Source organism: Roseovarius aestuariivivens, from assembly GCF_004761875.1.
GTDB lineage: Bacteria > Pseudomonadota > Alphaproteobacteria > Rhodobacterales > Rhodobacteraceae > Roseovarius > Roseovarius aestuariivivens.
Map to the genome: position 1 here is coordinate 1 of NZ_SJEY01000007.1, position 11890 is coordinate 11890.

Below are 11890 nucleotides of genomic sequence, written 5' to 3' on the forward strand. Positions count from 1 at the left end.
CGTCGGAAAGACATAGAAAAGAGGTAAAAGCACGAAGAAAGCCGAAGTAAGTGGCTCCAAAACCGAAAACATGACGATTGCGAGCAGAACCCCGATTTTCAGGATGTAGAAAGGCAGGCCGTCTGCGCGCGACAGGTTCACCCCCGAGTACATCCGAAGATGGCGCCCCGTCAGACCCGTCCCGATATGCCTCAGCACGGTCTTGGCGGACAGCGGGTCATGCAGCCGCAATTTCTCGATCGCGGCCATTTCCCTGTCGTTCTCATAATCGCCAATGTGGGCATGGTGAGACAGATGATCATCCTTGTACTTGCGAAAGCACCCCGTAAGCAGGGAGGCGCAAACCTTGCCCAGAATGATATTGTCCTGTCTGTTTTCAGCAAAAGTCGAATGGCTGCATTCGTGCACGATGTTGTTCAGCCCGCGCAGCCGCGTTCCGATGAAGATCGCCGTCAGCACCATCATCACGACAGTGGCCGCGGACAACTCTAGCGACAGTAGATAGTTTCCCAGAAGGACGCCGGCCAGCGCCTGCAAAACGAAGGCGAGGACAATGAACCATGCTTTCGCCTTCGTATTTCGCGCCATACGTGCGAAGTGGCGCATGTAACGTTTCCTCAGATCTTGACCTGACATCGTTTCTTCACTCCAGACATAACAACACGACCCCACTGTGGATAACTCGTGAACACTCTGTTTCCAAACAAGAAATTTTGACGTCGACCCCATTGTATAAGCGTGTCTAATTGCGGGTTAGAACATACTGGCCAAACTTGGCATTATACTGGTAGATGTTGTGTCGGAGCTGAATTGCTATCAGCGTGGCTAATTCAAAGGGCGGAAATTTGTTGAAGTTAGACTACGACGCGATCCTCGCTTTGGCCGCTGTGGTGCGCGAAGGCCGCTTCGATATGGCTGCAAAGTCGCTGAACGTCACGCAATCGGCGGTCAGTCAGCGAATCAAACAACTCGAAGACAGGGTGGGATCGGTGCTGATCGTGCGCGGCCGTCCCTGTGTGCCGACAGAGGCTGGGCTTCAATTCTGTCGCTATGTCGAGCAGGTCGAACTCCTGCAGCATGAACTGAATGAGCGGATGAAGTCGCTCGGCGGGACCTCAGGGAGCGCGGCGGCACAGATCAGAATTTCAGTGAATAACGACAGTCTTGCCACTTGGTTTCCCAACGTCATCAAGAGAGCTAAGAATGAACTCGGCATCCGTTTCGACATCTTTCCCGATGACCAAGAGCATACCGAGAACCGGCTGAAGACGGGTGAGGCTCTGGCCGTCGTTACGGCAATCGAAACGCCCGTTCAGGGGTGTCGCCGCGTTTCGCTGGGGGCGATGGAGTATATTGCGGTCGCATCACCTGAGTTCTTTGATGCCAACTTCCCCAATGGCGTATCAATCGAGACCCTGAAGAATACGTCCTGCCTCGCCTTTGACCGGAAGGACACGATTCAGGACCAATGGATGATGAACTGCTTCGGCGAGACGGTTGAGGTGTCGACGCATATGGTCCCCTCGTACGAGGGCTACGTCGCATGTTGCCTTAATGGTACGGCCTGGGGTCTTGTTCCAAGCGTTGCGGCGCATGACCACATCAAGCGGGGCGATCTAATCGAACTGAGCCCGGAAAATTCGGTCCGCGTCTCGCTACATTGGCAGACCAGCACCCAGTCTAGCGAAATCCTGAGACGACTAGGCGATTTGGTTCTGGAAGTCGCGAAGGTTCATCTGTCGCCGGATATGTACCGAAGCGGATAGTTCCGCACCCAAAAATTTGCCTCAAGGAGGTCATTAAAGGGCGGGCCGCTGACAACCGCTTCCCCGACTACGGCAAAACCCTGCGTCATGACGCCGACGGCTTGGGCGCCCAGACAGTCAAAGTGGCCAATCTCGACACAGTGCCCACGATCACGAAGGACGATACGTTCATCGCCTGACGCGCCCGCTCAGGACCTTAAGGCAGCGCCGCGCAGGTCAATAACAGTATCTGCGCGGTCCTGATGGTACGTGTAGCGCGCCCAGGCATCCATCAGCATCCGACGTTTGTCGAACAGGTCCGAGCGCGCGTAGGCGGCTTCGGCCTTGTCCTTGATGCCGTGGGCCAATGCGGCCTCGATCACCTCGCGCGGAAAGCCTGTTGTCTTGCCTGCCCAATCGCGGAAGGTGGAGCGGAAGCCGTGCACGGTAATCCCGTCACGCCTCATACGGCGCAGCACAGCAGTCATACTCATGTCGGACATGGGTTTGCCCGCCTTGGTTTCGCTGCCGAACACCAGCGCGCTGTCGTCCTTCCGTTCTCCTAACAAAGTCATGGCCGCGTCTGTCAGGGGGACGCGATGCTCCTTCCCTGCCTTCATGCGCGCGGCGGGGATTGTCCAGAGTCTCACGTCCAAATCGACCTCACCCCAGGCCATTCCACGCGTTTCGCCCGACCTTGCCGCCGTCAAGATCGCAAAGGCCAGCGCCCGCGCCGCGATGCCTTGACGCGCAGACAGTTCAGTCATGAAATCAGCGATCTCCGCATGCGGTAGCGCCGGGTGATGCTTGACCGCATGGACCTTTTTCGGATTGGGCAGGAGGTGGTCGAGATACCCACGCCACCGCGCCGGGTTGTCGCCGCTGCGGATACCAAGAGCCGAGGCATAGTCGATCACCGTTTCAATCCGCTGGCGCACGCGGTTGGCCGTCTCGGGCTTCTCTACCCAAATCGGTTTAAGGGTCGCGATCACATCAGACGTCTCGATTTTGGCGACCTGCACTGCGCCGATCTTTGGGAAGACATAGGTTTCGAGGGTTAAGGACCATTGCGCGGCGTGTTTGGCGTTCTTCCAGCCTGACCGCTTGCTTTCGATCTGTCCCATGGGCGCTGATCCCGGACACGCTTGGGAATGTCGGTTACCGAATGACATGACTCCTGTCGCGCAGAGACAAATGAACCCGATCACATGCTTGCGTTCGTGCTCAACATGCCCAGCCAGCACATAGTCGTCGCGGCACCGGCGATCCATCTGCGCCGGGATCCGGTCAATTCATGGTTGCGAGCGACTTTTTAGGATCGAAAAATGGGATGGGAACCACCTTTCCTTTGCGGGTTTCGCCGAGTTTATCAACGACCAGTTCCGTGCCTTCGCTCGTATGTTCGACTTCCAGCATTCCCAGTGCGATGTTCTTTTCCAACCGCGGCGAGTAGACGGCCGAGGTAATCGTTCCGACCGTTTTGCCCTCTTTCACGAGGGGCCAATAGAAGTCGTTCACGCCGACGAAGGGGGCGCCTTCGACCTCAATTCCGACAAGCCGCTGCCTGACGCCCTTTTCCTTGATGCGGGCCAGCGCCTCTTTGCCGACGAAATCGGCCTCCATGTCGAGGTTTACGAGACGATCCATGCCAAGCTCGTAGGGGTTGTTCGCCAGGGTCATGTCCGCGTGGTAGGACAGCATGGCAGCCTCGATCCGGCGGATGCCGGATGTATGGCCCGGCCTCAGACCCATGGGGTACCCGATATCCAGGATGTATTCCCACAAACGCCCACCGGCCGAGCCATCGCGCAGATAGATCTCGTAGCCGAGCTCGCTGGTCCAGCCAGTCCGCGAAATGATCAGCGGCACGCCGTGCCAATCATATTCCATAAAGCGAAAATACTTGAGCTCGGTCGGCGCATCGCCGAAGCAGGCGCGCAGAATGTCGCGGGATTTTGGCCCCTGAAGCTGTAACGGTGAGACATCCGGTTCGGTCAGGTTCACATCCATGCCGGCATTGACCGCGACGCCACGCGCCCAAAGCAGGACGTCGCTGTCTGCGATCGAAAGCCAGAAATGATCCTCTGCCAGCTTGAGCAGGATCGGGTCATTGATGATCCCGCCATCCTGATCGGTGATCAGAACGTATTTGCACTGCCCAACCTCGCATTTCGACAGATCACGGGAGCACAGGTACTGCGTGAACTTGGCTGCATCCGGTCCGGTGATCTCGACCTGCCGCTCGACCGAAACATCCGCGAGCGTCGCGTGGTTGATCAGGTTCCAGAAGTTCTGCTCGGGATTTCCGAAATCGCGGGGAATGTACATGTGATTGTAAACAGAAAACCCCTTTGCGCCCCAGCGCAGAGCGGCGTCGGAATATGGTGATTTCCGAACCTGTGTGCCAAAGCTGAAACTCGCGAATTGAAGTTCGTGCGCCATGATGAGACCCCTGTTTGCGGGCGCAGGCTGTCCTGATCGGACGGCCCTTTGGCCCTGATTTGCATTATATTTTTGGTTGTGGTGCGACAAGGGGAAGGGCGGCAGGCGTTGCCTGCGCCCTTCCCGGTTTCTTGTGTGTCACTCGCCGGTCCAGGCGGGCATGGGTTCCTTGCGGGTAAACGCGCCGATCCCCGCCTCGGTGTCGCGGGCCATCATGTTCTCGGCCATCACGCGCCCGGCATAAGCGTAGGCGTCTTCAAGGGCCATTTCGGCTTGTTTGTAATAGGCCCGCTTGCCGGTACGGATGGCGACCGGCGACTTGTCGGCGATGGTCCGGGCCATCTCAATCGCGCTGTCCTCAAGCTCTTTGCGGGGCACGACACGATTGACCAGCCCGAGCTGCGCCACGCGGGCGGCGGGCAGAAAGTCACCCAGAAGCAGCATTTCCATCGCCATCTTTTGCGGCACGTTGCGCGACAGGGCCACCATCGGCGTCGAGCAGAACAGACCGATATTCACCCCCGACGTGGCAAAGCGCGCATCCTCGGCGGCAACCGCCAGATCGCAGGACGCGACAAGCTGGCAGCCCGCGGCGGTTGCGATGCCCTTGACCTCGGCGATCACCGGCTGGGGCAGGCGCACGACCCGCAGCATCATCGCCGAGCATTTTGCGAAGAGATCCTGGAAGTACTGGAACCCGCCATCGGCGTCGGCCCGGTGTTCGGTCATTTCCTTGAGATTGTGACCGGCGCAGAAATGATCGCCTGCGCTGCGCAGGATCACCGCCTTGACCGTGCGGTCCTCGGCAATGGCGTCAAGCGTATCCGACAGGGCGGCCATCATCGCCTCGGACAGCGCGTTGATCGAGCGCGGGGCGTTCAGCGTCAGCGTGGCCACGCCATCCGCGTCGGTCCGCTGGACAAGATCGGAAGAGTTCATTTCGCCTTCATAAGCCATTTATGGGTACCTTCAGCATTGGGCGGCCGCTTGCGTCGCGGGGAATTTCACCCGCGCGCATGTTGACCTGCAGGGAGGGGAGGATGAGTTTCGGCATGGACAGCTGCGCATCACGTTCGGCACGAAACCTGACGAACTCGTCCTGGGACGTGCCGCCGCCGACATGGATGTTGTTGGCGCGTTCCTGTTCGATCGTAGTTTCCCAGGCGATGGTTCTCCCGCCGGGGCCGTAATCGTGACATACGAACAGCCGCATCTCGTCTGGCAGGGACAGCACCTTCTGGATCGATCGGTAAAGCTCGGCTGCGTCACCACCGGGAAAATCCGCGCGAGCCGAGCCACCGTCGGGCATGAACAGCGTGTCGCCCGCGAAGGCCGCGTTTCCGATTACGTGAACCATGCAGGCAGGCGTATGGCCGGGCGTAGCGATGGCGAATGCGGTCATACCACCGATCTGGTAGGTGTCGCCGTCTTCAAAGAGCGCATCGAACTGCGAGCCGTCGCGCTGAAACTCGGTGCCTTCGTTGAAGATCTTACCGAACGTTTCCTGCACCTCGATGATGCGCGCGCCTACGCCGATCTTGCCCCCCACCTTTTGCTGGATATAGGGCGCGGCCGAAAGATGGTCGGCGTGGACATGGGTCTCGATGATCCATTCAAGGCGAAGCCCGCGCGCCACGATGGCGTCGATCAGGCGGTCGGCGCTGTCATAGGCGATGCGCCCGGCGGCGTAGTCGATGTCGAGCACGCTGTCGATGATCGCGCAGGCCGACGAGGCCGGGTCCTTGACGAGGTAGGAGATCGTATTGCTGGCCGGATCGAAGAAACCTTCGACCTCGGGTACAACCGACATGTTCAGAGCGGGGAAGTCCATGACCGCCTCCAGCGATTATTCCAGCGTTCCGCCGGCTTTTTTCCATGCGCCCACGCCACCGGTCAGGTTCACCACGGGGCCAAGCCCCATATCCATCGCCGCCTGCGCGGCGAGCGCGGAACGTCCGCCGGACGCACAGTAGAAGACATAGGTCTTGTCCTGATTGAACTCGGGCTTGTGAACGAGGCTTTCTGGGTCGATGTGAAATTCGAGCATCCCGCGCGACGAGGCGACAGCCCCGGGGATCATCCCGGTCTTGGCCTGTTCGGTGCCGTCGCGAAGATCGACGAAGACATGATCAGGAGACCCCACAAGCCCAAGCGCCTCCTCGGCGCTCACCGCGGGGGTCGCTTCAAGTGCGTTTCGAACGATTTCCTTGGCACTTTTGGTTATGGTCTGAGGCATGTGCGGGGTCCTTCCGAGCCGGGTGTGTATCCAATCAAGTATGACATTCATCGGCCAGTCGACCGGGCCACCCGCACCGCAACCGCAGGCCGGGCGCAGATGCAGGTCGCGGCCGCGCCCGATCATATCGCAAGGTCGAGGCGGGGTTTCCAAAAGGGGCGGAACAATTCGATCTTCGGGCAGCGATCCATGACGACCTTCAGGCCCGCGTCCTCGGCAAGCTTGGCGGCGCGATCGTCATAAACGCCGATCTGCCCCCAGAGAACCTTGGCCCCGATTTCAATGGCTTGCTGGGCGATGTCGTAGAATTCTTCCTTGGGGCGGAAAACCTCGACCATATCGACGGGGCGGTCGATGTCTTTCAAAGAATGATAGACCGGAATGCCCCGGATTTCGGTGACATTCGGATTGGGGTTCACCGGGATCATGTCGTATCCGGTCTCATGCAAGACGCGCAGGACGCCGTAACTGAACTTGGTCTTGTCGGCGCTTGCCCCCACCATGGCGATGGTTTTGACCGAGCGCAGGATCTCGGACAGGTAGGCTTGGCTGTAGTCGTAGCGATGATCGATGTCGGCTTCGGGCATTTCAGGGCTCCTTCGGTGTCGCGATATCCGCCTTCAGCTCATGCGGCTGCAGCGGGTCGAGGAACGGGTTGCGGTAGAGTTTGTCATGGCTTTCCACGCCGATCTCGAGCGTGCAATCGGTGACGGGGCGCGCCACGCATAGCAAAACATAGCCATTGGCGATCTGACGATTGTTGAGCGCGACCTGGCGGCGCTGATCGATCTCGCCGTCGGTCAGCTTGGCCGCGCAGGTGATGCAGCCGCCATACTTGCACCCGTAGGGCAGATCGACACCCTGTTCGCGCAGCGTGTCGAGCAGCGGACGGCGCGCCTCGACCTCAAAGGTCGCGCCGCCGCGATTGGCGATGGTGATGGTCCGGGTCTTGGTCACAGCCAGATATCGCTGGTGCAATCACCGCCGGGATAGCGGGTTTCGTGGCAGCGCGAGGGCCCGTTGGGTTCCTTGCCGAAATCGACGATGAAGTCCTCGTTGATCTTCATGCCGCCGTTTTCCACGTCGCAGTCGATCATCACCATCACGCCGCCCTGGGTGCGGATATCGGGATAGAACTGATTGTCCCAGGTCGAGAAGAGCGACGTGGTGACGTAAAGCCGCTTGCCATCGAGGCTGAGCTGGAACATCTGCGGCCCGCCCGCGACCTTGACGCCGTTGACCTCGGGCGCCTTGCCCAGAAGCCCGCCCATCCAGACCTGCCCCGTCAGTTTTGGGTTGTGAGGATCGGTGATGTCGTACTGGCGCATGTCGCCGTGCAGCCAGTTGTTGAGGTAAAGGTATTTGTCGTCCATCGACACCAGGATAGCCGACATCACACCGGGCACCGGGATCGGCCATTCTGGATGCGGCTCGTTCTCGACGTCGATGACCTTCTCCCACTCCCATTTGCCCGCGTCGGACTTCCAGAAGTGGATCACGTTGGTCGAAAGCGCCGCACCGCAGAAGCCGTGGGTGCTGTCCGGATCATGCAGGAACTTGACTTCGAGCGGGATCAGCCCGTCCTCACCCAGATACATGCTTTCGATGGGCGTGCGTTTTTCAAAATCCCAGATATGCAGCCGACGACCGTATTTGAGGTGCCCCACTTCTTCCAGGTCGAAACCGGGCATGAAGGTGTTGGGCGCGGCCCATTCCGAACTGATCATCACATTGTGGCGCGGCTGGTACCAGAAATCATAGCCGAAGGGGATGTCGCCCATGGTTTCTTCCCAGCGGCCGACGATCTCGAAATCCTTGTTGAGATGCAGATAACCGCCGGGCGCCTCGCCCTGTGCGTCGCCGAGAAACGAGATGATGATCTCGGATCCGAGGCAATGCACGGTATGCGGACCAGAAAGGTTGGCCTTTGACTTGATCTCGGCGCCGTCGATGATCTTGTGCAGACGCGGCGCGCGCGGGTCGGTCGCGGTGTCGACCACGTGGATGTTGTTCGACCGCACGCCCGGCACCAGCAGGTACTTTCGCGCCATCGAGCTGTCGTCATGGCAGGAGGAACACGCGTTCCAGCCCATGTGATGCAGTTCGTCCCCGATGCCCGGCATTTCCAGACGGTGGATCACCTGACTGTAGGTCGGGCTGTCGGGATCGGCATCTACCGTGGCCAGGTAATCCGGCTTCTGAATGCCTGTCCCGGTGTAGATTGCGATGGTGTACAGCAGCTTTTCGCGCGGCGCTTTGATCGCCTCGGCCGGGCTGGCGTAGCCTGGTCCACAACAAGTCCCGTCCATGAACGAGCTCCTCCCTTGATTCTTTCCAATTTCCCGTATAACGAAAAAATGTGTATCAAGATATGAGAATTTTATGCATCTGGAACGCCTGACCCTCATTCTTGAAATCGTTGGCCATAAAGGTGAGGCGTCGGTCGCGGACATTTGCGAGCATTCCGATCTGCCTAAGGCCTCGGCGTATCGTCTGGTGCAGGATCTGGTTCGCGTGGGTCTGTTGGAACCGGTTGTGCGCGGGCGGTTCACCTTGGGCATCCGGCTCAAGCGGATTACGCAATCCGACCAGTCCGACGAGGCGCTGATCGAACAGGTCGCGCCGACGCTGCGGCAGGCGGCCTCTCGTCATGGGGCGGCGTTCTTTCTGTCGCGGCTGCGTGGCCGGGAAGTCGAGATCATCCATGTTGAAACGCCGGATACAGGCGTGTCCTTTCTGCATCCGGGTTTGGGCAAGCGACCTTTGCACGCGTGTTCCTGTTCCAAGGCGGTGGCGGCCTTTTCACCATCGCTTTTCGATTTCGAAAAGCTTGATGGCCGTTTAAGGGCCTACACCGAGTTCACGATTACCCGCGTCGAAGACCTTCAGTCGGAACTGGCCGCCATTCGGCAACGCGGCTATGCCGAGTGCGTGGAAGAGATCGAACGCGGTATGGCGTCCGTCGCGGCCCCGCTTTCAGAAAGCGGCCCGGGGAAGGCCATGTCCATCGGCGCGACAGGATCCGTTCGGGTGTTCACACCAGACTTCCGTCAAAATCTGGGATCTCAACTGACGAAACTCGCGCGTGAAATTTCGCGGTCAGATCACTTCCCATCGGAACACGGCGATAATCCTCAGTGTTCTCACACGAGCAGCGGACAAGAGTCGGTTGGGGGTTGATCTCTGTGCAGGCGGGCGTGTGCCATGTGCTAAAATGGGCGAACGAGTAAACTGCGAGACATAGTTCATAATGGTAAGGCGCTTTAAACGGAGCGTCGGCGGCAGCGCGCTCTACCAATTTTTCGATCGGACGTTGAAGACATGATTATTCAGGGGGGATGAAATGGACACGTCCGACGCGATGGTAGGACGGTTTTTTGCCGTCAATATAAAACCCGAACACAGGCAAGAGTTTCTGGAGGCCAGTATCTTCGAAGCTCAGAACGTCATCAGCGAGGAAGTTCACGTTTTCCAGTTTCACTTCATGGAAGAGGCGTCCAATCCTAACCGTTTCTATTTCTATGAAGTCTATCGCGACGACTCCGCCCTTCATGAGCATCGGGAAACAGCTGTCTTCAAGACATGGTGGGCAAGTATCCAGCATATGCTCGACGGTGAAGTGGAAAAGATTGCGCAGATGCGTTCGCTCTTTCCGACAATCAAAGGTTTCGAGGCGCAAAAACCCGGCCTTTTGCAATGGTAGAGCCAAAAGGCGCCTAATGTCGTTTCGGTGGTTAACTACCGCCATGCAGCAAGCCTCCGCGTCGCTTGCGAACCGAGCATCGAGACTCGGGCTATCGTTGCGGATTGAATGAACGGTGGCTTTTGGCGCTGCCAAGCACTTGATCGCATATAATGAGTGCGTGCTGCATCTGAGAATTTGTGGCCGAAGCGCTTGCGCCTTGCGTTTGATCCTGACTTTTTCCGGAGACACGCGTGACTGTGGGATACGGATTTTCCGAAGGCGCCCGGTCCACTACAACGTTCCCGACTGACGTATGTCCTCGACAGCGAAGTCGATGAGCGCCCGGATTTTGCGGGGCATGGCACGGCCTTCGAGGTAGACCGCGTTGATCTCGACGCTGAGGCCTTCAAACTCCTCCAGCACGGGGACCAGCGTACCGGTCTGCAGTTCGTCTCGCAGGGCAAAATGTGGCGCATAGCAGATGCCCAGCCCATCCGCCGCCAGCTCTACGGCAGCGCGGGCTGAATTGAGCTGGAAGCTGCCTTTCACCTGGACCGCGATATCTTGCCCCTGCTTGAAAAAGATCCAGCGGCGAGGCGTGCGTCGGTTCGTGTCGAGGATGCAGTCATGGTGTGCCAGATCCGCGGGTTCCGAAGGTGCGCCGTGCCGGGCGAGGTAGTCGAGGCTGGCCACCGCGATGGACCGGATCGCACCAAGCTTGCGCGTCTTCAGCGACAGCATATCCGACTGCCCGATGCGAAATGCCAGATCGATCCCGTCACTCGCCAGGTCGACGAACCCGTCGCTCAACCGGATGTCGAAGGTCAGGCCCGGATGTTGCGCGGCAAAGCGGCCCAGCATCCGGCCGACATACGCCTCGCCGAAGGTGACCGGGGCGGAGACCCGGATCATCCCGGTCAACCCGCGTGATCCTTCCGAGACGTCCTGCAGCAGGTCGTCCAACTCATCCAGAAGGGCGGGCGCACGCGCCAGCAGATCTTCGCCCGCGGGCGTTAACCCGACTTTGCGCGTCGTGCGCTGCAACAGGCGCACTCCCAGCCGGTGTTCCAGTTCGGCGACATATTTCGAGGTCAGTCGGTTCGACACGCCAAGCTGATCCGCCGCGGCGGTGAAAGAGCCCGTCTTGGCCGTGGTCACGAAGGCACGAAGTTCGTCTGTGATATCCATCAGGGCATTATTACGAACAAATTGTAGATAGTCATTCAATAACTTCGCCATTTCATGGATAAATGGCAAGTCGTACATTCCTACCAGATCAACCGCCCGAGCCGCACAGGATGCACCGGGCCCCAGAAAGGAATGATGACATGACTGCCAATACATCCTCGGACTATGCCGCCACGCTCCTGCGCGTCTCCAGCGGCGCCCTTTTCGTCGCCCACGGCCTGCTCAAGGTGATGGTCTTCACCATTCCCGGCACGGTGGGGTATTTCGAAAGCCTCGGTCTGCCGGGCGTGTTCGCCTATCTCACCATCGCCGCAGAACTGGCCGGTGGTCTCGCACTGATCCTTGGCGTCGCTGTCCGACCGGTGTCGCTGGCGCTGATCCCCGTGCTCCTTGGCGCGACCTGGGTACATGCCGGCAATGGCTGGCAGTTTTCGGCAGAGGGCGGCGGCTGGGAATTCCCGTTGTTCTGGGTGGCCGTACAGGCCGCAATCGCGCTGCTGGGCGCAGGTGGCTTCGCCCTGCGCATTCCCACGCTTGACCGCGCGCTTGGCAAATTCGCCTGAGCCGGACCCCGAAACGCCACCTTTTAAGGAT

At 59.1% G+C, this 11890-nt stretch carries 14 protein-coding genes; 4 read left to right on the forward strand and 10 right to left on the reverse strand.

Annotated elements, in window-relative coordinates:
- On the reverse strand, nt 1–606 hold a 606-nt coding region (locus EZV60_RS11970), incomplete at its 3' end, for a fatty acid desaturase (protein ID WP_210115086.1).
- Nucleotides 607–845: 239 nt separating this feature from the next.
- On the opposite strand from EZV60_RS11970, the gene EZV60_RS11975 reads away from it, so the two are divergent.
- Nucleotides 846–1766: a LysR family transcriptional regulator ArgP gene (locus EZV60_RS11975; RefSeq protein WP_167853520.1), complete on the forward strand. Its 921-nt coding sequence runs from the start codon at nt 846–848 to the stop codon at nt 1764–1766.
- A gap of 188 nt (nt 1767–1954) precedes the next feature.
- Here the strand turns inward: EZV60_RS11975 and EZV60_RS11980 are convergent, their stop codons facing one another.
- The 8 genes from EZV60_RS11980 to EZV60_RS12015 all read right to left on the reverse strand — a co-directional run bounded on the left by EZV60_RS11980 (nt 1955) and on the right by EZV60_RS12015 (nt 8732).
- Entirely contained in the window at nt 1955–2869 is a 915-nt protein-coding gene (locus tag EZV60_RS11980; protein ID WP_245306290.1) for a tyrosine-type recombinase/integrase, read from the reverse strand.
- A 163-nt stretch (nt 2870–3032) separates the two neighbouring features.
- Nucleotides 3033–4187: a glycine cleavage T C-terminal barrel domain-containing protein gene (locus tag EZV60_RS11985; RefSeq protein ID WP_135505787.1), complete on the reverse strand. Its 1155-nt coding sequence runs from the start codon at nt 4185–4187 to the stop codon at nt 3033–3035.
- 138 nt (nt 4188–4325) lie between these two features.
- On the reverse strand, nt 4326–5144 hold the full coding sequence (locus tag EZV60_RS11990; RefSeq protein ID WP_135505789.1) for an enoyl-CoA hydratase: 819 nt from the start codon (nt 5142–5144) through the stop codon (nt 4326–4328).
- Nucleotides 5134–6018, reverse strand: a complete 885-nt coding sequence (locus EZV60_RS11995; protein WP_135505791.1) for an MBL fold metallo-hydrolase — start codon at nt 6016–6018, stop codon at nt 5134–5136. The genes EZV60_RS11990 and EZV60_RS11995 overlap by 11 nt, the downstream gene beginning before the upstream one ends.
- Before the next feature lie 15 nt (nt 6019–6033).
- Nucleotides 6034–6423: a rhodanese-like domain-containing protein gene (locus tag EZV60_RS12000; protein WP_135505793.1), complete on the reverse strand. Its 390-nt coding sequence runs from the start codon at nt 6421–6423 to the stop codon at nt 6034–6036.
- Nucleotides 6424–6545: 122 nt separating this feature from the next.
- Entirely contained in the window at nt 6546–7010 is a 465-nt protein-coding gene (locus EZV60_RS12005) for a CoA-binding protein (protein WP_135505795.1), read from the reverse strand.
- 1 nt (nt 7011) lies between these two features.
- Nucleotides 7012–7380 carry a 2Fe-2S iron-sulfur cluster-binding protein gene (locus EZV60_RS12010; RefSeq protein ID WP_135505797.1) on the reverse strand — a complete coding sequence of 123 codons (369 nt, stop codon included), beginning with the start codon at nt 7378–7380 and terminating at the stop codon, nt 7012–7014.
- Entirely contained in the window at nt 7377–8732 is a 1356-nt protein-coding gene (locus tag EZV60_RS12015) for a selenium-binding family protein (protein ID WP_135505799.1), read from the reverse strand. The genes EZV60_RS12010 and EZV60_RS12015 overlap by 4 nt, the downstream gene beginning before the upstream one ends.
- Before the next feature lie 73 nt (nt 8733–8805).
- Here EZV60_RS12015 and EZV60_RS12020 point away from each other — a divergent pair, with 73 nt between their 5' ends.
- Together EZV60_RS12020 and EZV60_RS12025 are read left to right on the forward strand one after the other, a co-directional pair.
- Entirely contained in the window at nt 8806–9603 is a 798-nt protein-coding gene (locus tag EZV60_RS12020; RefSeq protein ID WP_135505801.1) for an IclR family transcriptional regulator, read from the forward strand.
- A gap of 163 nt (nt 9604–9766) precedes the next feature.
- A complete protein-coding gene (locus EZV60_RS12025) occupies nt 9767–10126 on the forward strand; it encodes a putative quinol monooxygenase (RefSeq protein ID WP_135505803.1) in 360 nt (119 codons plus the stop codon).
- A 273-nt stretch (nt 10127–10399) separates the two neighbouring features.
- On the opposite strand, the gene EZV60_RS12030 is transcribed toward EZV60_RS12025, so the two are convergent.
- Nucleotides 10400–11296: a LysR family transcriptional regulator gene (locus EZV60_RS12030; RefSeq protein ID WP_135505805.1), complete on the reverse strand. Its 897-nt coding sequence runs from the start codon at nt 11294–11296 to the stop codon at nt 10400–10402.
- Between the two features lie 140 nt (nt 11297–11436).
- Here EZV60_RS12030 and EZV60_RS12035 point away from each other — a divergent pair, with 140 nt between their 5' ends.
- Nucleotides 11437–11859: a DoxX family protein gene (locus EZV60_RS12035; RefSeq protein WP_135505807.1), complete on the forward strand. Its 423-nt coding sequence runs from the start codon at nt 11437–11439 to the stop codon at nt 11857–11859.
- Nucleotides 11860–11890: the final 31 nt, after the last annotated feature.

What these genes read in the sequence shown, in the direction of transcription:
- EZV60_RS11980 (WP_245306290.1), bottom strand. Translation starts at nt 2,869, where the DNA reads ATGGGACAGATCGAAAGCAAGCGGTCAGGCTGGAAGAACGCCAAACAC.
- EZV60_RS11985 (WP_135505787.1), bottom strand. Translation starts at nt 4,187, where the DNA reads ATGGCGCACGAACTTCAATTCGCGAGTTTCAGCTTTGGCACACAGGTT.
- EZV60_RS11990 (WP_135505789.1), bottom strand. Translation starts at nt 5,144, where the DNA reads ATGGCTTATGAAGGCGAAATGAACTCTTCCGATCTTGTCCAGCGGACC.
- EZV60_RS11995 (WP_135505791.1), bottom strand. Translation starts at nt 6,018, where the DNA reads ATGGACTTCCCCGCTCTGAACATGTCGGTTGTACCCGAGGTCGAAGGT.
- EZV60_RS12000 (WP_135505793.1), bottom strand. Translation starts at nt 6,423, where the DNA reads ATGCCTCAGACCATAACCAAAAGTGCCAAGGAAATCGTTCGAAACGCA.
- EZV60_RS12005 (WP_135505795.1), bottom strand. Translation starts at nt 7,010, where the DNA reads ATGCCCGAAGCCGACATCGATCATCGCTACGACTACAGCCAAGCCTAC.
- EZV60_RS12015 (WP_135505799.1), bottom strand. Translation starts at nt 8,732, where the DNA reads ATGGACGGGACTTGTTGTGGACCAGGCTACGCCAGCCCGGCCGAGGCG.
- EZV60_RS12020 (WP_135505801.1), top strand. Translation starts at nt 8,806, where the DNA reads ATGCATCTGGAACGCCTGACCCTCATTCTTGAAATCGTTGGCCATAAA.
- EZV60_RS12025 (WP_135505803.1), top strand. Translation starts at nt 9,767, where the DNA reads ATGGACACGTCCGACGCGATGGTAGGACGGTTTTTTGCCGTCAATATA.
- EZV60_RS12030 (WP_135505805.1), bottom strand. Translation starts at nt 11,296, where the DNA reads ATGGATATCACAGACGAACTTCGTGCCTTCGTGACCACGGCCAAGACG.
- EZV60_RS12035 (WP_135505807.1), top strand. Translation starts at nt 11,437, where the DNA reads ATGACTGCCAATACATCCTCGGACTATGCCGCCACGCTCCTGCGCGTC.